Annotated in this window: 19 protein-coding genes; all 19 read right to left on the bottom strand. The window is 38.9% G+C overall.

Features of this window, described 5'->3' with window-relative positions; translation table 11 throughout:
• Positions 1-6: 6 nt before the first annotated feature.
• A complete protein-coding gene (locus tag J8L98_RS04080) occupies positions 7-972 on the bottom strand; it encodes a hypothetical protein (RefSeq protein WP_210995420.1) in 966 nt (321 codons plus the stop codon).
• Positions 969-1,757 (bottom strand): glycosyltransferase family 2 protein, encoded by a 789-nt coding sequence (locus J8L98_RS04075; RefSeq protein ID WP_210995419.1) that lies wholly within the window; start codon positions 1,755-1,757, stop codon positions 969-971. The genes J8L98_RS04080 and J8L98_RS04075 overlap by 4 nt, the downstream gene beginning before the upstream one ends.
• Positions 1,750-2,298 carry a serine acetyltransferase gene (locus tag J8L98_RS04070; RefSeq protein WP_210995418.1) on the bottom strand — a complete coding sequence of 183 codons (549 nt, stop codon included), beginning with the start codon at positions 2,296-2,298 and terminating at the stop codon, positions 1,750-1,752. The genes J8L98_RS04075 and J8L98_RS04070 overlap by 8 nt, the downstream gene beginning before the upstream one ends.
• Positions 2,295-3,194, bottom strand: a complete 900-nt coding sequence (locus J8L98_RS04065; RefSeq protein WP_210995417.1) for a glycosyltransferase — start codon at positions 3,192-3,194, stop codon at positions 2,295-2,297. The genes J8L98_RS04070 and J8L98_RS04065 overlap by 4 nt, the downstream gene beginning before the upstream one ends.
• On the bottom strand, positions 3,194-4,441 hold the full coding sequence (locus tag J8L98_RS04060) for an O-antigen translocase (RefSeq protein WP_210995416.1): 1,248 nt from the start codon (positions 4,439-4,441) through the stop codon (positions 3,194-3,196). Before J8L98_RS04060 ends, J8L98_RS04065 begins: the two co-directional genes overlap by 1 nt.
• A gap of 5 nt (positions 4,442-4,446) precedes the next feature.
• On the bottom strand, positions 4,447-5,547 hold the full coding sequence (locus tag J8L98_RS04055; RefSeq protein ID WP_210995415.1) for a DegT/DnrJ/EryC1/StrS family aminotransferase: 1,101 nt from the start codon (positions 5,545-5,547) through the stop codon (positions 4,447-4,449).
• Between the two features lie 2 nt (positions 5,548-5,549).
• Positions 5,550-6,509: a GNAT family N-acetyltransferase gene (locus J8L98_RS04050; protein WP_210995414.1), complete on the bottom strand. Its 960-nt coding sequence runs from the start codon at positions 6,507-6,509 to the stop codon at positions 5,550-5,552.
• Positions 6,502-7,431, bottom strand: coding sequence for a hypothetical protein (locus J8L98_RS04045; protein ID WP_210995413.1), 930 nt, complete (start codon positions 7,429-7,431; stop codon positions 6,502-6,504). The genes J8L98_RS04050 and J8L98_RS04045 overlap by 8 nt, the downstream gene beginning before the upstream one ends.
• Position 7,432: 1 nt before the next feature.
• Positions 7,433-8,104 carry an acetyltransferase gene (locus tag J8L98_RS04040; RefSeq protein WP_210995412.1) on the bottom strand — a complete coding sequence of 224 codons (672 nt, stop codon included), beginning with the start codon at positions 8,102-8,104 and terminating at the stop codon, positions 7,433-7,435.
• Complete coding sequence (locus tag J8L98_RS04035) at positions 8,101-8,514, bottom strand: FdtA/QdtA family cupin domain-containing protein (protein ID WP_210995411.1); 414 nt, start codon at positions 8,512-8,514, stop codon at positions 8,101-8,103. The genes J8L98_RS04040 and J8L98_RS04035 overlap by 4 nt, the downstream gene beginning before the upstream one ends.
• Positions 8,514-9,383, bottom strand: coding sequence for a glucose-1-phosphate thymidylyltransferase RfbA (gene rfbA, locus J8L98_RS04030; protein ID WP_210995410.1), 870 nt, complete (start codon positions 9,381-9,383; stop codon positions 8,514-8,516). The genes J8L98_RS04035 and rfbA overlap by 1 nt, the downstream gene beginning before the upstream one ends.
• A gap of 1 nt (position 9,384) precedes the next feature.
• Entirely contained in the window at positions 9,385-10,452 is a 1,068-nt protein-coding gene (gene rfbB / locus J8L98_RS04025) for a dTDP-glucose 4,6-dehydratase (RefSeq protein WP_210995409.1), read from the bottom strand.
• Complete coding sequence (locus J8L98_RS04020; protein ID WP_210995408.1) at positions 10,449-11,471, bottom strand: NAD-dependent epimerase/dehydratase family protein; 1,023 nt, start codon at positions 11,469-11,471, stop codon at positions 10,449-10,451. Before J8L98_RS04020 ends, rfbB begins: the two co-directional genes overlap by 4 nt.
• A 60-nt stretch (positions 11,472-11,531) precedes the next feature.
• The gene (gene tviB / locus J8L98_RS04015) at positions 11,532-12,812 is read right to left on the bottom strand and encodes a Vi polysaccharide biosynthesis UDP-N-acetylglucosamine C-6 dehydrogenase TviB (protein WP_210995407.1); all 1,281 of its coding nucleotides are present in this window, start codon (positions 12,810-12,812) and stop codon (positions 11,532-11,534) included.
• Positions 12,813-12,839: 27 nt separating this feature from the next.
• Positions 12,840-15,089: a polysaccharide biosynthesis tyrosine autokinase gene (locus J8L98_RS04010; RefSeq protein ID WP_210995406.1), complete on the bottom strand. Its 2,250-nt coding sequence runs from the start codon at positions 15,087-15,089 to the stop codon at positions 12,840-12,842.
• Positions 15,090-15,105: 16 nt separating this feature from the next.
• Positions 15,106-15,540: a low molecular weight protein-tyrosine-phosphatase gene (locus J8L98_RS04005; protein ID WP_210995405.1), complete on the bottom strand. Its 435-nt coding sequence runs from the start codon at positions 15,538-15,540 to the stop codon at positions 15,106-15,108.
• A gap of 9 nt (positions 15,541-15,549) precedes the next feature.
• Positions 15,550-16,674: a polysaccharide export protein gene (locus tag J8L98_RS04000; protein WP_210995404.1), complete on the bottom strand. Its 1,125-nt coding sequence runs from the start codon at positions 16,672-16,674 to the stop codon at positions 15,550-15,552.
• A 741-nt stretch (positions 16,675-17,415) separates the two neighbouring features.
• Positions 17,416-19,038: a phosphomannomutase gene (locus tag J8L98_RS03995; protein WP_210995403.1), complete on the bottom strand. Its 1,623-nt coding sequence runs from the start codon at positions 19,036-19,038 to the stop codon at positions 17,416-17,418.
• Between the two features lie 5 nt (positions 19,039-19,043).
• Positions 19,044-20,462, bottom strand: a complete 1,419-nt coding sequence (locus J8L98_RS03990) for a mannose-1-phosphate guanylyltransferase/mannose-6-phosphate isomerase (protein WP_210995402.1) — start codon at positions 20,460-20,462, stop codon at positions 19,044-19,046.

Genomic DNA, 20,462 nt, shown 5'->3' with positions numbered 1-20,462 from the left:
ATACTCCTAAAGTGGCTGGTACCTTCGCATATAAAGTTCTCCATGTTCAACTCTGAGATCTTTCGCCCCCCAATCAAACCAAGAGGCATATATTACATCATTATAATCAAAGAAAATTAAGCTGTTTATTAGCGATGGGCGATCTATCATCAAGAAGAAAAATATCAAGCAAATACCAATAGAGCCCGTTTTTAACAAAATACTAGGAATATAAACTCGATTAAAAACATTTACACTTTCAAGTAATTTGGCTTTTGCTAACACACTGAATCCAAGCAGTACCGCAAGTCCCATTAACTCGTTTGCTTTTCGTTCATATACATGTGTCAATACAATACTAACCGTTTTGAAATTCAAGTCATAACGGTACGTTGTATTTGCAGATGCGGTGAATAACGAAAGCTGGCTACACACGTAAAAAAGCAGTAATGTACACAATAAAATTGCAAAAAACTTAAGCAAATCCCTCTTTAAAAATATTAACCCAGCTAGGAAAATTACAATACCAACTGGGTGTAATACGCCACCAAATAGGAATACTCTTTTCTTTGTAATTAAGTATGCTAAAAACCATAACAGGACTAAAGATAGTCCAGAATAGAAAAAACAAAGTAGAAATGAAAATCCCATAAGGACACAAACATAAACAGAGTAACTTTTCCCACATACATTTGTTGCATTATTAATCAGCCCAACGGCAATTTTATTTACAGGGTAAACAATTAAAATCATTGAAACCCAGCCTAGAGGAATACCCAGCCTAGAAAAAAACTCATAAATATAACTAAGCATCAGATACCTGGGCAAAACCACATGACCAAATAAAAGATCCGAACTATTTATTACAGAGTCATAAAAATAGTAAGACACACTATGGGAATAAAAATCGAACCCTGTAGAGTTACATGCAAATAAAAAAACAGCGATGAACGAAAAAAACAATCCATTTTTATCAACAGTTAAAAACTTCATTTCAAAATTTTAACCCCTGAATAATAGGCAATTCTAAATAAAATACCAAAGAAAGTAGTAAGCGTTGCATATTTAGCAAATTGCAGCGTTTTAAAATGGTACTTTAAAAGTTTATCTGCACGGTTTTTTATCGCTTTTTTAGTACTAAGTCTGTCATCACCGCTTGAGTCATAACCTCTAACTATTTTATCACTCAAGAAAATGTTGTAGCCTTCTGATGCGAGTTTTAAATACGATAAACTCTCACACCCCCTGAGTGATTCATTGTATGGAAACTGCTTTGCGACTTCGCTTTTCATTACTGGTAAACACTCACCTGGCGTACCTCCATTGAGTAATTCACTTATGGAAATTTCTTGCGCCTTCTGCTGTTGACCAATTAATTTGCCTGAATCTAAATCCGAACACCTGAAATAAAATAATGAAAACCCAGAATTTGCAATCAGTTCAGAAACAAGAACTTCTCCACTATTTTTAAGAAATATATCATCAGAGTCCATGAAAGCAATCCAGTCACCTTGAGCAAGTCGTGCACCAGCATTCTTAGCTCCAGTTACACCTACATTTTGTTCCAGCTCAATAAACTTAATTTTTCCAGACTCAAGTTCATTACGATATTTATTTTTAATGAAAGAAACAGTATTGTCAGTAGATGCATCATCAACTAATATGATTTCCTGTGCGAAACCTTGCTTTATCAACTCTAATGAAGAGTCAAGTGCCCGAGAAACAACACCTTCTCTGTTAAAGGTTGGTGTAACAATCGAGAGAGTTGGACTAGTCACAAGTTACTTTCCTTATTTCCCTTGCAGGTACCCCTGCCCAAATAGAATTGCCCGGTATATCTTTCGTTACAACACTATTGGCACCAACTATCGAATTGTCGCCAATTTTTACCTTACCTAATACTTTTACTCCCGTGGACAACACAACATTATTCCCCAAATCTGGTTGCTCAATTTTGGTTGACTCCGTATTTTTATTTCCTAATGTTACACCATTAAATATTTTATTGTTTTTCCCTACTTTTGCGCCTGAGCCAATTACTATATCGTGCCCATGCATAATATTTAACCCCTCACCAAATTCCGCTTTACATGAGATATCACTGGCATAAATAACTCTAATGAGGTACTCAAATATAAAGCTCAGAACACTGCCCACAATAGGTATTTTTCTCGAGTACGAACCCATACGGATCAACAATGTCATGTGGAAGCTGTGGCTCAAAAGACAAACTTTAAACTTCGCTTTCCAATTTCCATCATTTGTTATCACTTCTAAGTCTTTTTTCAAACACAATAGTATTGATTTCTGTTCACTCATTTCTTAGCCCCAAAAAGTGACAAAACTACCAAGCCTAAAGCTGTAATAGTAAAACGCTTTTTCATAGAAATGAATAAATAGTCTCTATAATACTGTCCATCATTTAAATGGCGCATAGAGCGATATATTAAGGATTCTCGTTTTGATACAGCTTTACGAAGCTTTGGCGACTTATTTAGAATAATAGAACAAGTTGTCAGTAAATCTTGATAGCTATTTAGTCTAATGGTCTTATTAGTATCGCTGGTAACATTACTTTTATGTCTTCTGTGACCAGCTAGTACTTCATCAAGGTATCGAACTTCCCCGCCACTCTCTAAAACATCCAACATTAACTTCCAATCAGAACCTATTATTAGTCTCTCATCGTAGCCATATTCTGGTACCTTGCTGCGTCTTACCATCGCTTCACAGCCGCCTACAAAACACCCTTTTTCTATAAGGTCAATAAAACTACCGTTCCCAGAGAAGGACAAGTTTTTTGAATACCCTAAAACTTCTTTGGTCTCGCTTTGAAATACTTCTGAATTATGATAAGAAATATGACATTGAGGATGAGCCAACATATGTTTTACCTGTTTACTGATTTTTCCAGGTAACATCAGGTCATCTCCAGCGGTGAAAGTTATAAAGTCCCCTTTAGCCATCAACAAAGATTTATTACTATTTTTTGTAATACCTAAATTATTTTCATTAAGATTGATTCTTATTTTTTCCGGATATTTTGCTTGATACCCCTTTAAGATCTCTGGAGTTCTATCTGTCGATGCATCATCTGAAACAACGATTTCAAAGTTTTCATAGTCTTGCGCTAAAATAGATTCAAGACATTCAGCAATAAAATGCTCTTGGTTGTATGATACAACCGTCGCACTAACCAGTGGTTTTTCTTCCATTAATCTAACCGTTTTTTAAATGAGATTGAGTACAATATAAAAAATATAGTAAACATCAACGTCGAGTTGACGAAAAAAGCTAATGTTACACCGCTAGCTCCTCGCTCAAGTATAAGCCAATAGCTTAATAAGACGAAAGACACTGCGGACATTACTTCTAAAACAAAAAAAGACTTCGTTTTTGCCCGTGCTAGTAGCAAGTAAGTAAATAATATACACCCCACTCGCATAACATCTCCCATAAGCTGAAACAACATTAAGTCGCTGGCCTGAGTAAACTCTTCACTGAAAAGAATAACAATCACTAAATCTCTTAATAGATAAATCACAAAAGACAGTATAGAAACTATCGGAATAATGACTGCAAAAGACTTTGCGACTTCACTTTTTAGTTCGTCTAATTGCTTAATTTCTGACAGTCTCGGTAGATAATATACACTCAAAATCGTGGATATCATCATTAAGTACATAGTAGATATATACCAAACAGCTTGCCATTGACCTGCTACATCCATTCCAGCACTAGACATAAGTTCTTCACGGACTAACATATGTGCCAAAGGCCCACATACCGCTGTTGCGATACCTACGGCACTATAACTCAATAATTTCTTTACCTGCCCTTTATCTAACTTCCCTTTAAAATCAACAGCAGAGACATGGTTTTGCTTTTTAAAAAATGGAATGATCAAAAAGAAGACAACCGATTGATTTATTGCCATTGCTATTAAAGCGCCTAATAAACCATATAAATAAACTAATATTGATGTTACAAATAGTGAAACTACACTTTGCGTAACATTAACCTTAACAAACTGCCCTATATCTTTAAAACCATTAACAATAGAGATATAGAGGTTATTAAAAACAAATAAAAACAACCCCACGCTAAACAAATAAAAAACATACTGGTATTCAGTACTACCAGTTACTTTTACGGAGATAGGTTCAGCAAAGATAGCAACAATAACCGAAACGACCACTGAGGATGCCATACTCATCATAAAAGATGAACTAAGTAAGGATTTTAACTTTTCAGGATCATCTTTATACTCTGCAGTATACTTTGTAACTCCAGTATTGATCGCACCTTGAGCCATCGTCATTGCAATTTGAATAAAATTTTGAAATTGGCCAACAACAGCAAGCCCTGCTGGGCCAACAAATAATGCAAGCGCTTTATTTATTACCAGCCCAGACAAAAACTTAAATGCAGTTGCAACTGCACTCCAAAATGATGTTTTCAATAAGCTCATGAGAAGGTATTAATTGAGTTGATAACTACCGAGATATCATCATAAGTTAAGTGGCTTCCAATCGGCAAGCTAATTACTTGCTCATGAATAGACTCTGTAACAGGTAAGCTTAATCCATTAAGTTTCTTATATGCTGCCTGTTTGTGAGGTGGTAATGGATAGTGAATCAACGTTTGTATGCCATTTTCCTTTAAATGATTAGCAAACTTCTCTCTTTCATCTACTTTTACAACAAACAAGTGGAATACGTGCTCTTCAATGTCTTCCCATTTAGGCAAGCACACTAAGTTATTTTTGATTTCATTTAGATACCTGCATGCAATTGCCTTTCTTGCACTCACTTCTTTGTCTAAATGCTTTAGCTTTACATCTAACATTGCCGCTTGTATTTCATCAAGTCGAGAGTTGACACCAACTAGCTCATTTTCGTATTTCTTTTTACTACCATAGTTACCTAAACAACGAACAACGTCAGCCAATTTGTCGCAACTAGTTGTGACTGCACCGCCATCACCCAATGCACCAAGGTTTTTCCCAGGGTAGAAACTAAATGCTCCAGCATGACCCCAAGAGCCAGCTTTCTTCCCTTTAGTAATAGCCCCATGAGATTGTGCACAATCTTCTAGGACTAATAAGTCATGTTGTTGTGCGATGGACATGATTTCATGCATTGGGCTGATTAGGCCATACAAGTGCACAGGAAGAATGACCTTCGTTTTATCAGTAAGGGCTGTTCTGATACCTTCAGCATCCAAATTAAATGTAGTTGGATTTGGCTCAACTAAAACAGGCACAAGGTTGTTCTCTGTAATCGATAAAACTGAAGCAATGTAAGTATTAGCTTGAACGATGACTTCATCACCATCTTTAAGTTTCCCTAGCTCTTTCCAAGCTCGTAAAGTCAAAGTCAGTGCGTCTAAGCCATTCGCAACGCCAATAGCATGTTCAGCACCGCAATAATTAGCAAAATTAGATTCAAATGATGATACCGATTGGCCCTGAATGTACCACCCAGAATCAATTACTGCCTCACAAGCTGCAAGCATATCTTTCTTATACTGCGCATTTATTTCTTTTAAATTTAAAAACTGAATCATATTTACAACTTTATTAAATAGAACTGGTGAGCAATAGAACCAGAACCAAACTGTCGCTTGAAACGGTAAAGATTCTGATTCAACACCTTACCACTCTCTTCGTTAGACGTGCCAAATGCTAAGGATGTTTTACCAAGCGTTTCTAGTTCTGCAATTTGTGATTCGAAAATAAAATCTAAACCACCTTTATCATAACCTTCTGCCGATGACGCTATATATTGAGCATGTAATACATTGTTAATATGAAAAAACAGCACACCTGAAATAACTACACCCTCTTCGTTTCTCGCAACGACAAGCTCTAGATTTTTTTCAAAACGTGATTTCAAATCAAGCAGTTCAGCTACAGTATGTACAGGCTTAGCATCATGTTTTTGAGCCAAATTATCACTTAATACAGCATGGAACTCTGTAATACTCTCGAAGTTATTATCTAAGGTTAATCCTGCTTTGATAGCCTTTTTAAAAGAACGCTTGCGTTGACTGCTCACTTTTAGGCGGCTATCTGGATAAACCACTGCGCTGATGTCACATCTTCTAAGCTGCGCATTGAGCCTAAATAATGTGTAAAGCTCATCTTCATCAGTAGTATCATGATAAATACTCGGTGTTACCTTGTATTCTAACTCTACAAAGCCCTGTTGGTTATAAAACCTGCATACTTTATCCAATATATCAATAAGTTCTTCACCGTATACTGAGGTTGATGTAATAACCCCTCCATACGTAGCACCAACATGGCTAACTACTACTTTGTCATCGCTAGGTGATTGCGCAGCGGGCATTACTGCAATAATTTTGCCACCATCTTCTACTATTACTGAGCGATCTAAGAATCGCTCTCCATGGTAGCTCAAAAACTTTCTCGTATGTTGAAATGTCCCTTTATGAGAATTAACAATAAACAAATCCCAGTTGCTGGAATCATTATCTTCAAAGTAGCGTACAGAAAAATCAGTCATCTAGATTAAACTCCGCAACACCAAAACCAGTTTCACCATTATTATTTCCGTTGTAAAACATAAGTAAGCGATTATTGAGCTCAATGACTGCTGGGTAACAGGTCATTTCACTATCCCAACCGCTTTCCGACACGTCCAGCCCAAAATCTCCAGTTTGCCTATCCCATTCAAAGCCATCGTTAGATGTTGCATAGGCAATTCTATACATCTTTTCTTTCAGACGTACGGAGTACCACATGTGATATGTTTCACCTAATTTAATGACACAGGGTCTAGCGACAGCAAACTCTCCAAGTTCAGAAATTGGCGCTAAGCATGCCCTTTCATGCATATTCCATGAAAAGCCATCTTGAGACTCTGCATAACCGATGTGATAGTCAATGAAAGGCTTTCCGTCCACCTCAATCCACTTGGTACCATACCAATGCCACATTCTATAAGTACCATTCTCAAAAATAACCCATGGAGCGCCTTGGGATATTGGCCTTTGTGGCGTTCTCGGTAAGATAGGTGCCTGGGAGTGTCTTTTCATTGATAAAGGCTGATTGACTTCGCTTGTAGCTAAACCAGCAAATAACATATAAGGTACTTTTACACATCTTTGAAAACCGACGGTATAAAGTAAACTTTGCTCGCCTTTATGGATCATACATGAAGGTACGACTCCACAATCATCAAAAGTACCTTCGTCACCTAAATCAAGTACGACATCTGAGTGTTCATACAATATTTTTGTGGGATTATCAGCATCAACTTCTATATAAGAAATTCGACCAAAATTTAATTCATCGGTTGAACCAAAGTAAATGCGTATACGATTTTCTTCTTCAAGTAATTCAGGTACAGGTAAAATGGCATACTTCTTATTCCAAGCCTGCTGCCCTCTGGGACTATAAACTAGCCCCAATTTTTTCCACTGCATATTAAAGTTCTACGTCAAAAGCGGATTTACGAGGAAGAAGTTTTGCTGGATTGCCAACATAAACACTATTCTCTTCCTTTAGACTTTTAGTAACGACTGCGCCTGAGCCCACAATAGAGTTTGCAGCGAGGGATGTTTTATCGTTAAACGTTGAGTTCACACCTACAAAACTGCCTTGTCCAATTTCACAAAACCCTGAAATAACAGCGTGAGACGTTATAAAGCTGTTCGCTCGAATAATTGTTCTATGACCGACATGGTTACCACTCCACAAGATCACATTATCTTCGATTATCACGAATGGCTGAATTGTATTGTCTTCAAAAACAAAACAATTTTCACCAATTTGGGCATTACGCCAAACGAAAGCATGCGAACTGATATACGATGCTAGTTTATAACCTTTAGATTTTGCCTCTTCGAACAGTTGAGTACGCACTCTGTTCAACTTAGTGGCAGGGATAGCTACAAATGCTTCAAACTCTTCGGGTGGATAAGTCTTTTCTAAGGTTTCTAATTCTACAACTGGTACTGAATTAATCTCTTGTTCATTAATGTATTCAGCATGAACAGAAAAAGCTACAACTTCATAATCAGAGTCGTAAGTAAAATACTCATAAGCTATTTGTGCTAATTCACCGGCACCTATAATAACGAGCTTCTTATCTTTCATTTTGTTTCCCTCGCAGCTGTAATAAATTCATCATAATTACGAATATAATCCGATTCGTCATAATGCTCACTCGCCAAAACAAGCAATACACAGTCATCGCTAAAATCATGCATTTCTCGCCAAGTCATGCTACTGATTAGCAGACCTTTTGAAGGTGAGTCTAAAGTGATGTACTCGACTGCCTTACCGTCATCTAGCTTAAACTTGCAACTTCCTGCAACGCAGATTGCAACTTGAGTTAAGTTTTTATGAGCGTGAAAGCCTCGGCTTTCTCCGTGTGTTACATCGAAAATGTAATACACTCTTTTAATTTCGAAGGGTACAGAATTGTGATCGTCAGCTTCAAGAACTATAAGCCCTCCACGATGATCCCCTAAACTAGGAAAATCGATAACTGTAATCAAACTCATCACTTTCCCTTCATAAGATCTAGTAAATACTGACCATAGCCTGTTTTCTTTAACTTATTACCACGCTCTATTAGTTCATCTTTTGACAACCAACCTTGAGCGTATCCAACCTCTTCCAAGCAAGCTATCTTAAACCCTTGCCTATTTTCAATTGTTTCTACAAATTGTGCAGCTTCGAGCAAACTTTCATGAGTACCAGTGTCAAGCCAAGCATATCCTCGGCCAAGGACTTCCACATCAAGCATACCACGCTCTAAATAAGCCTGATTGATACTTGTAATTTCTAATTCTCCACGCTCAGATGGCCGAACATCTTTAGCAAAATTTACAACTTCATTGTCATAGAAATAAAGCCCTGTTACCGCAAATGTTGACTTTGGATTAACAGGTTTCTCTTCAATTGACACCGCGCACTGATTTTCATCGAACTCGACGACACCAAACCTTTCAGGATCTTTCACCTCATAACCAAAAACAGTTGCACCTGAAGTTTTTTCCGCAGCTTTTAGCAATTTAGGCGAGAAGGATGGCCCGTAAAATATATTGTCACCAAGTACCAAGCAAACGCTATCTTCACCTATAAACTCTTCCCCTAAGATAAAGGCTTGAGCCAATCCATCTGGTGAAGGCTGAACTTGGTACTCTAAACGTATCCCAAATTGTCTGCCATCACCAAGCAACCTTTTGAAAGAGTCGAGATCATCCGGTGTTGTAATGATAAGTATCTCTCTTATCCCTGCTAGCATAAGTACAGATAAAGGATAATAAATCATTGGTTTATCATAAACAGGTAGTAATTGCTTAGAAACACCTTCAGTTATCGGGTACAAACGAGTACCTGAACCGCCAGCTAAGATAATCCCTTTCATATTATTTATTCCCTATTCTTTTTAAGCTGTAGCTTCCATCTAATACACGTTGCCACCATGCTTGATTTTCTAAATACCAGAGGACAGTTTTCCTCATTCCAGACTCAAATGTCTCTGACGGTGTCCAGCCTAATTCATTGTCGATTTTGGAGGCATCAATTGCATATCTAACGTCATGGCCCGGTCTATCTTTTACAAACGTAATCAGATCTTTATAATTTGTAACCCCATCTGGTTTTGATGGAACAAATTCTTCTAGCAGTTCACAAATATAATGAACAACGTCTAGGTTTGCCTTTTCATTATGGCCACCAATATTGTAAGTCTCACCGACAACACCTTGTGTAACGACTTGATAAAGTGCACTTGCGTGATCTTCCACATAAAGCCAATCCCGTATTTGTTGACCATCTCCATAGACAGGTAAGGCTTTCCCATCTAACGCGTTTAGGATCATGTGCGGAATAAGCTTCTCTGGGAAATGGTAAGGGCCATAATTATTAGAACAATTAGTAATGACTGTTGGTAACCCATAAGTTCTTTGCCATGCCCTGACAAGGTGATCGCTTGATGCCTTCGAAGCTGAATATGGGGAGCTAGGTGCATATGATGTATCCTCTGTAAAGAGCGTATCAGTCCCTTCAAGGTCACCATAAACTTCATCTGTAGAAATATGATGAAATCTGAACGCTGACTGCTCTTGAGGCGGTAATGTCAGGTAGTACGCTTTTGCAGCTTCAAGTAAATTATATGTACCTATGATATTCGTTTGAATAAACTCAGACGGCCCATCAATTGAGCGATCTACATGTGACTCAGCTGCTAAATGCATGACAGCGGTTGGACGATGTATTTCAAACAGTTTGTCTAACTCAGCTCTGTCACAAATATCAACCTGTTCGAACTGATATCTCTCGCTCTCAGAAACATCAATTACAGAGTCTAAGTTTCCAGCATAGGTCAGCTTGTCTACATTGATTACGCTGTCTTGCGTATCCTTAATAATATACCTAACTACAGCTGAGCCGATAAAACCTGCACCACCTGTTAACAGTACTCTGCGCTTCAAGATAAAAACTCCTTGTACCAAGGCATCGCTTTGCTGATCCCTTCTAAAATATGATACTGAGGTTCATATCCTAATAAATTGTTAGCTTTATCAACATTAGCCTGAGAATGACGAACATCGCCAGCTCTAAAATCTCGATATATCGGTTTTCCATTAACCTCAATACCATTCTCATTCAGTACTTCCGAAATAGCACTATAAAGCTGATTTAACGTTGTACGATCGCCAACGGCAACATTATAAACGTTATCCTTCGCTTCATCTTTTGCAGTCGCAGCGAGAATATTCATCTGAACTGTATTTTCTATAAAGCAAAAATCACGACTGGTTTCCCCGTCGCCATTGATGAAAACTTCTTCACCCTCGATCATCGCAGCAATCCATTTTGGGATAACTGCTGCATAGGCACCATTAGGATCTTGACGTTTTCCAAATACATTAAAGTATCGCAAGCCAATTGTTTTGAAACCATATGTTCTTGCAAATACACTCGCATATAACTCGTTTACGTACTTTGTTACTGCATAAGGGGATAGAGGATTACCAATATTCTCTTCTACTTTAGGTAAAGCGGGATGATCACCATATGTAGAACTACTTGCCGCATAAGTAAAGCTGTGTACTTTCGCTTCCTTCGCTGCCTGTAGCATATTAAGAAAGCCAGTAATATTTGCAGTATTACTAGTGATAGGATCAGCTATCGAACGAGGCACTGAACCAAGAGCTGCTTGATGGAGCACATAATCAACCCCGTCTACAGCTTTTTCACACGTAGGGTAATCTCGGATATCTCCCTCGATAAAAGCGAAGTTATTCCATTGAGTGTCACTAACTAAGCCCTGTACTTCATCAAGATTATGTTGGTGTCCTGTCGCAAAGTTATCCAATCCAATAACTTTTTGCCCAAGTTTCAAAAGGGTTTCTAATAAGTTTGATCCTATAAAACCAGCTACCCCTGTTACTAGCCATACTTTAGGTGAAGCGATTAAATCATTTTGAATTTCGTTGAAGCGTATCATTATTTTTCCATGAAAAAAGTAGAATCAGTTCACAAACTAAGCCTATTTAGTAATTTAGTCTTATAAGCGCATATCCACGGTATTTTTTTCAAGTACATATTTCAAATCATATAAGATATGTTCATCTTTACCAAACTTGCGGATAGTTTCACTACCTAACTGTTTGAACTCATTATGACCAACAGCCAGAATAATTGCATCATAGTGACCTTGTTTGACTTCAGCAGCCAACTTCAGACCATATTCATATTCAGCTTCTTCACAAGAGCACCATGGATCTACCACATCAACATTCACATTGTATTCTTTAAGCTCTTCAACAATATCAATAACTCTAGTGTTACGAAGGTCTGGGCAGTTTTCTTTAAACGTAAAACCCATAACGAGTACATTTGCACCTTCAACATGGATGCGTTGCTTTAACATTTTTTTGACTAATTGAGAAACAACATATTGGCCCATGCCATCATTTAGTCGGCGACCTGCTAAAATCATTTCGGGGTGATAACCAACACTTTGCGCTTTATGTGTTAGGTAATATGGGTCAACACCAATGCAGTGACCCCCCACCAGACCCGGGCGGAACGGCAAGAAGTTCCATTTTGTACCAGCAGCCTCTAAAACTTCCAAGGTATCTATACCAAGTTTGTTAAAGATAATAGAAAGTTCATTGATCAACGCAATATTCACATCGCGCTGCGTATTTTCAATCACCTTTGCAGCTTCAGCTACTTTGATGCTTGAGGCTTTGTGAGTACCCGCGGTAATAATTGACTGATATAACTCATCAACCACTTCGGCAATTTCATCCGTTGAACCTGACGTGACTTTTAATATATTAGTAACTCTATGCTCTTTATCGCCTGGATTAATTCGCTCAGGTGAGTAACCAGCAAAAAAATCTTTATTAAATTTGAGCCCTGAAACACGCTCTACAACAGGAATACAATCTTCTTCAGTTGCACCTGGATAGACTGTCGACTCATAAATTATAATATCGCCTTTGCTTACCACTTTACCCAACATGTCACTCGCTTTTATCAACGGTGTTAAATCAGGTTGATTGTGCTGATCAATTGGAGTAGGGACCGTTACAATATAAACATTACAAGTTCTTAAGTCTTCTAAATTATATGAATAGCTAAGTAACGGAGCCTGTTGAAGCTCCTGGTCACTTACTTCTAAAGTAGTATCATGACCATTCAACAATCCTGAAATTCGACCTTGATTTATATCGAAGCCAAGAGTCTGATATTGTTTACCAAATTCAACAGCTAATGGTAAACCTACATAGCCTAAACCGATAATGGCTATTTTTTTCCCTTTTAATAACTCTTGCATACTCATTCTCTTTTCTAAAACTTAAAATTACTTATCTGACTTATACTCATAGTTGTAATAACCGTAATAGCCGTATGTGTTACTTGCTTTTTTTAATACGCCGTTGAATACAACACCTTTAACATCTATACCATTCTGCTCGAAGCGGTTTAGTGTTAACTCTAGTTCTTTAACATGGTTCTGACCAAAACGTGTGACTAGTAGTGTGCTGCCTGCATGCGCACTTACAATTGCGGGGTCTGTTACTGCTAGTATTGGTGGTGTGTCTATAATAACAAGGTCATATTTAGCACAGACTTCCTCAACAAGTTTTGAGAAGTTTTCGTGCATTAATAACTCCGAAGGGTTTGGTGGTATTTGTCCCCGTGTAATTACGTCTAAGCCCTCAACTTGACTTGCTTTGGTGACTTGCTCTAAATTAATACGACCTGAAAGGAAATCACTTAAACCGTTATCCCACTGCATACCAAATTGAGTTTGAAGATAACCCTTGCGCATATCGGCATCTATGATCAGGACCTTTTTATCACTTTGAGCCAGAACTGTTGCTAAGTTTACTGAGATAAATGATTTACCCACACCTGGACTTGGTCCTGAAATTGCGATTACATTATTCTTTGCTTCCAACATCGCAAAGTGAAGACTGGTACGTAAACTTCGCATCGCTTCAATAGATAGATCTGCAGGGTTGTCAACTGCGAGAATTGACTTGGCTTTTTGGGTTTTACCTTTACGTGCCCTTGCAAAACCAGTAAGTTTAACTTGGTATTCTGAGTAAGGAACGCTTGCATATACAGGTAAGCCTAACGCCTCAATTTCACTTGGATCCTCAATACCTTTGTGCATTGCTTTTTGCACCAGTACAACAACAACAGCAAGCATACCGCCCAGTAAAGTTGCCAATACTACGATTAATGCTTTTTTCGGTTTAACTGGTTTTGAGCGATTTACTTCAGCATAATCAATGATACGCACGCTACCCACAGTGCCTGCGCGTACTATATCAAGCTCTTGGGTTTTGGCGAGTAATAATGTGTAAATTTCGTTATTCACTTCAACGTCGCGCGTTAAGCGCAATAATTCTTGTTGAATTTCTGGTAAAACCTTTACTTCACCTGCTAATTTAAGCTTTTGCTCTTTTACTACATCAATTTGCTCAATCACACCTCTATAAGATGGGTGCTCTCTTTTAAACTTGCGACTAAGCTCTAAACGTTTTAAATCTAGTTCTTGGAGCTTTGTATCAAGTTTTACTATTTGCTCAAGTACCGCCTGAGTTTCTAATGAAATATTAACTGATTCACGTTTCACTTGGTATTCATTGAATAACTGTTCAGCTTCTTCAAGTTGCTTTTTAACTTCTGGTAATTGTACGTTTAAAAACTCTAAAGACTTTTGGGCCTCTGCACTATTGCGCTCAACGTTTCTGCGCACATAAACGCTAGCGACTTTATCAAGTACTTGCTCAGCATAAACTGAATTGGCATGTTGTAAACTTAAACTGATGATCCCTGAATCTTTGCCTTTTTCATTTGCACCGATTGCAGCTTGTAAATCAAGTACTGTACTTAACCTGTCTTTTTTTGAAATAAAAAACTCAGTACCAACTCTAGCCACTAATGTTTTAATTGTTAGCGTAAACATACCATTAGTTAGCTCGCTACCTACCGCACCACTTAAAATGACATTGCCATTAGCATCTTGTAACTCAATTTGATTTTGCCCTTTTGCTACTAGCGCAAATTGCTGACCAGTCGCATTAGCTGGTACGTCAAATCGAAAAACCTCTAACCGCTCACCACCCCAAGCATAACTATTGGCGCCAAAACTTGGCGCAGCGAGATCGCCATATTGACTTGGTGAAAATGAACGAAATATTCTTCCACCAATAAAAGGGAAAAGTTTATACTCAATTGCAATATCAAGTTTTAAGGCTTCAACCGCTTCACCAATCATACTGCGCGATTTAAGGAGTTCTATTTCAGTCACTGCCGCTGATGTGCTTTCAAACATGCCTGCCATGTCATCAAAACCAGGGACTGAGCCCCCCTTTTCTTCTACCTGAATCATAGCAGTTGCTTGATAAATCGGTGTGCTCAATAATGCGTGAGCAATACCTACAAGCATAAATAACGTAGTAACCGAAATAATAAATAGCTTTCTATCAAGTAGCGTACCAAACAACGCTATTAAGTCTATTTCTTGAGAGCCATGTTGAGATTGTTCTCGCAATGGTTTTGATTGTTGGTTTGCAACAAAATTAGGCTGAGCATTCATAAACGCACCTTTATCCTTATAAATACTTTTGCCAAGCGCCACAAGCGCTCTCGATTAACTCATAAACATGCTCAAACGCTTCTCGCGACTGGCGGTATGGATCGGGTACTTCTTTTTCATCAAGCCACTTACCCAACAAAAAGGTTTTACCCCGCGCTTGTGGGTACCGGTTGCATAGGTCAGATAAGTGCCGTTGTTCCATTACTAAAATCACGCTATTATCAGCGACAAGTGATGAGCTTAACTGTCGACCTTTATGAGCTGACATATCGATATTTTGCTGCTGAGCAATTTCAACGGCAGTAGCATCAGCACTTTTTCCTTCAAGCGCAGTTAACCCTGCTGAGGAGACTAGAATAGACTTGCCTTGTAACTTGTCTTTTAAAATATACTCCGCGGTGGGACTACGGCAGATATTACCAGCGCAGACCACTAAAATACTATCAAACATATTGTGCCCTTACTGGTTTTCGATATCTTGTAATGCATCGACGGTAGAAAGTGATGGTAATAGTAAGCTAATTACGCGGTTCCAACGAGCCAATGGCGCACTGGTTACATACACGATATCGCTTGGCTGCAATTCAAACTGTTCTGCCATAACAAGCGCAGCAATACTTTTAGCATCTAATTGGTACACATCGGCAAGTACGCCATCGCGCTCAAAGTCACGCTTGCGTAATACAAATACACCACTAGCATTCGCTGTCGTTTCATTTAAACCACCAGTTTCACTGAGCGCTTGTGCCAAATTCAAACCATAACGGGTAACTTGTACGGTACCCGCGCGTTTTACATCACCTAAAACAAATACATTTTGTTTATCATTACGTGATACATGAATGATATCACCATGTTGTAATAGGCGATTTTGTGAAATGTCACCCGCTGTATAAAACGCATTTAGCTCTATATTTTCAGTTACATCACCTCGCGTGAAATTCACTTGTTGCCAGTCTGCATCGCCAGTTAAACCACCAGCTTGACTTACTGCATCAATTAACGTTAGTGGTGTTTCTGTAATAGCATATATACCTGGTTTTTTAACTTCGCCTGTCACATAAGTTCGCTGACTTTTAAAACCCACTACTTTTACATCAACTTGTGGGTCTTCTATTACGCGGCTCAAGCGTTTAACTAATTCTGCACGCACTTGATTGACGGTTTGACCTACAGCCTTAATACCAGGCGCATAAGCAAAGTTGAAGCTACCATCGGCTCGTACTCTAAAACCATCAAACTCAGCAGTTCTTTGTACTGCTGCGGGTATAGTTAATTCAGGGTGGTCCCAAACACCCACACTAAGCACATCGCCAATGCCTAGCTTATATTCATAACCAGAAACATCAACACCTTGAGAAGGTAACTTTTGAGTTGCTAACGCACTCTGTTGTAAGTTTTCTTTTTGTGCGCGTATGAGGTGAGAGTCAATCATTTTAACATTAACGTGCTCTAATTCTTGTTGGGCATTATTATAATCTTGTCCACCACTTAGCCCTTCAAAGTGGCTACCAGGGATAATATTACAACCAGAAAGTGAAATAAGAGCGAGTGATGAAAGAAGTTTAATACAACATTTAGCCATTTTTATTCCATATAGCTTTTTAAAGACAGTTATCTACCAAATTAGAACACGAGCACCGGCAGACAGCAAGCACAACACGCACATATGTTAATTAAACATTACAACAGCTTTATTTACCTGCTGGCTTTTATTTAATAAATTAAAACAATAAAATATGGAAGAAATATGGAATTTAAAGCAAACTTGCTTTAAATGGCGTAAAACTAAGCCTAGCACGTAGCAAAAGGTTTATAATATTGCAGCAATCCATAGCCTGCCAAAAAGAACACAATTTAATTGACGCACATTATAGTCCGCTAAGTTGAGTTGTAAAGGCCTAGTGTGCATAAAATTAAAATAATGATATGTGATTGAATTAAACCTTGGGTTGTTTGTTGGAATTATGTGGCGCTTTAAGTGGATTTAGATGTTGGGTGGAATGCGTTGTAGGCAGAGCCTGAAATAATGTTGGGTGTGAAGCCTAATCATGCGAGACGTTTAAAAATGCGAAGCATGAAGCCTCGCCTACGGCGGTGGGGTTGGTGATTGTGGTAATGGTAGGCGAGCATTTATTGCTCGCTTGTGTTGTAAGGCGGTTGATTGATTTTTGTAAATTCCATAATGGTGGTTTTGCTTTCAGGAATAGGAGTAGCATTGAATATGGGGCAATGCCTGAAGAGATAGTTAAAAACCTAAGCCAGCGATGCGTATGGCCAAAGGTAAATTGTGACACGTGAAAACATGCGAGGCGTAAAGCCTCGCCTACGGCGATAGGGTCTTTTTTAAGCCTTGTATGACTATGGATAACAGGTTTTGTGCTCGTTGTTTTGAGCTGGCTTCAACATAGCAGCGTAGTTCTGGGGCATTACCAGACGGTCTAATGTGTACATACTCATCATTATTAAAATGCATTCTGAGGCCATCAAGTGTATTTATTTTTATGCTATTGAGTTCTGCACTATTTAACTGCTCGTTCATTGAAGTGTTCGTACGCTTCGGTATACTTATTCCAAGCTTTTTTAAAAATGCCTGTGGGTTTTGTTTTGCATCTTCTAACAACTGCTGACTGAGCAAAGCAGGTATGTTTTTCAGTCGATCACTACTGGTGTAACGTTTGGGTAATGCTGCGACGAATGCCGATAAAAGCAAACCTTTGGTCGTTGTATTAGCTAAAACAATCAGTGCAGGTAGTAAAGCATCGCGTGTTGGTAAAGCCTCAAGTAATTTTCCGTTGTAATACAACGTTGAGCCTAGTAAAAAGCCACCATTTGCTTCAAAACCAGCAACATAGGCTTGAGTGACTCTCTTTTTATTACAAACTGCACGCTCAAGTGCGCGTTGACTATCATACAAAACTGAGCTTACTAAATGAGCTTCACTTGAATGACGAGTATTCAACCCTTTATTGGCTTCGTCTTTTCCTAAGCCATTGAGCACCTCTATCACATAGGGTGAACCAATTTTTGTTCGAATAACGCGATTAAACGCACCGCATAGCTCAATGGCAGTATTGCAGTTAATTGGCACAGCTAACGCGTCGAGATGTAACGCTTTGGCACACAACAAACCTAATATATCACCTCGTAACCATTCGCCTTGCTCATCTGCAAGTAATGGCCTGTCTCCATCACCATCAGTAGAAAATAGCGCATCAAGCTGATATTCTTTAACCCAATCACGGGCTCGGCGTATATCATCCGCTGATACCGCCTCGGTATCAATCGGTACAAACTCATTGCTTCTACCAAGTGATATAACATTAGCACCTAACTGCTTAAATATTTGACGGTAAATATCTCGACCAGCACTTGAATGCTCATAAATACCAATGCGTTTACCAGCTAAAATTAGCGAGCCAGGCTTTGCTGAGTTATTTTCTTCAAATAAACCCGTATAACGTAAAATATAACGCTCAATTGCAACTTTATTCATTGTGAGTTCAGGTAAGCGCGTAGCGGGCTCAAATAGGGTATTGAGTGTGACTATACTCAACTCGTCTTGCTTGGTTATTTCGCCGTCAGGCCGATAAAACTTTAACCCATTTCTATCAAATGGAATATGGCTACCCGTTACCATAATCGCCGGGATTTTGTCTTGCATCGCACTATAGGCCAGTGCTGGAGTGGGTATTACACCGTAATAAATAACCCGAGTGTTCAACTGCGCGCATATTTGTGCACAAGCTTGTGCCATTACGTAACTACTGGGCCTGTTATCAACCCCGATTGCTAGTTGGTCAAACTCAAACAACTCACGCATTGCAGTAATAAAATTAGCCGTAAAAGCGCCGCATACATTAGCCGTTAACTTACTAACTAGGCCTCGGGCGCCACTGGTACCAAATACAACAGTACTATTTTTTATTACCTCAGCACTTGCAAGCATACGTTTTATGGCCTGCTATACTTATCTTCAAAACGTATTATGTCATCTTCCCCTAAATAGCCCCCAGATTGTACCTCTATAAGCTCTAGTGCCACTTTCCCGGGGTTCTCTAGAGAGTGCACTACCGTAATGGGAATATAAACTGACTCATTTTCGGTTAAATACTGCGTAACATCATCAATAACCACCTTAGCCGTACCCGATACCACCACCCAATGCTCGGCTCGATGATGATGCATCTGCTTACTCAATTTGGCACCGGGTGTTACTGTTATGCGTTTTACTTGAAAACGTTCGCCAACATCAATTAAATCGTACTTACCCCATGGGCGATACACTTCTCGGTGTTCAGTGACTTCTTTGCGCGCCTGTTGCTTTAAGCGCTCAACAATATTTTTTACATTACTTGCGTACTGTTTATCCGCCACTAATACCGCGTCTTTCGTTGCAACCACCACCAAGTTTTTAACACCAATAGTTGTTACCAATGCACCTTCTGAGTGTATTAAAGAGCCAGAGGTATTATTGGCAATTACATCACCCAGTAATGCATTATTACTACAATCTTTATCAGCTTCTTGCCAAAGGGCTTCAAAACTCCCTAAATCACTCCAGCCAGCATCCATGGGGATCAACACCGCATTGTCAGCTTTTTCCATCACCGCATAATCAATAGACTCAGACGGACATGCCAAAAACGCTGATTGGTCAACGCGAATAAAGTCTAAATCATGATTGCGAATGTGTGTTGCTTTTTCACAAGCACCGTAAATATCGGGTCGGTCACTCTTTAATGCATTTAAATAACAGCTTGCTCTGAATAAAAACATACCGCTATTCCAACAATACTCGCCTGATGATATGAGCTGTTCAGCCAATGGTTTATTCGGCTTTTCAATAAATTGTTCAATGACAAAGCCATCATCCACCGCCTTGCCTTGCTTTATATAACCAAAACCTGTCTCTGCTTTGTCAGCGGCAATACCAAAGGTGACTAATTTATCACCCTCTACGTGCTTTAAAGCACGTTGCACTGCGGTTTGAAATGCACAAACATCTTTGATGGCATGATCTGCAGCAAGTACTAATAATAAAGGGTCACTCCCTTTTTGCATTGCTGTAAACGCCGCTAAAGCAATGGCTGGTGCGGTATTCTTACCTTCTGGTTCGAGTAAAATACCACTATGGGGAATATTTAATTGCCGCACTTGCTCCGCTGCAATAAAGCGATGTGCTTCATTGCAGATGATAAGCGGGGGCTGATGTTCAATACCTTGCAAACGTAATAGAGTCTGCTGGAGCATGGTATGTTCATTGCCCGTCAGTGATAAAAACTGTTTGGGGTAATGCGCCCGAGAAAGCGGCCATAAGCGCTCGCCTGAACCACCCGCCATAATAATAGGAAGAACTTTTTCGTGTGTCAT

Source organism: Pseudoalteromonas sp. MMG013, from assembly GCF_018100885.1.
In the GTDB taxonomy this organism is placed as follows: domain Bacteria; phylum Pseudomonadota; class Gammaproteobacteria; order Enterobacterales; family Alteromonadaceae; genus Pseudoalteromonas; species Pseudoalteromonas aurantia.
This window is presented reverse-complemented; position numbering and strand designations above follow the sequence as displayed.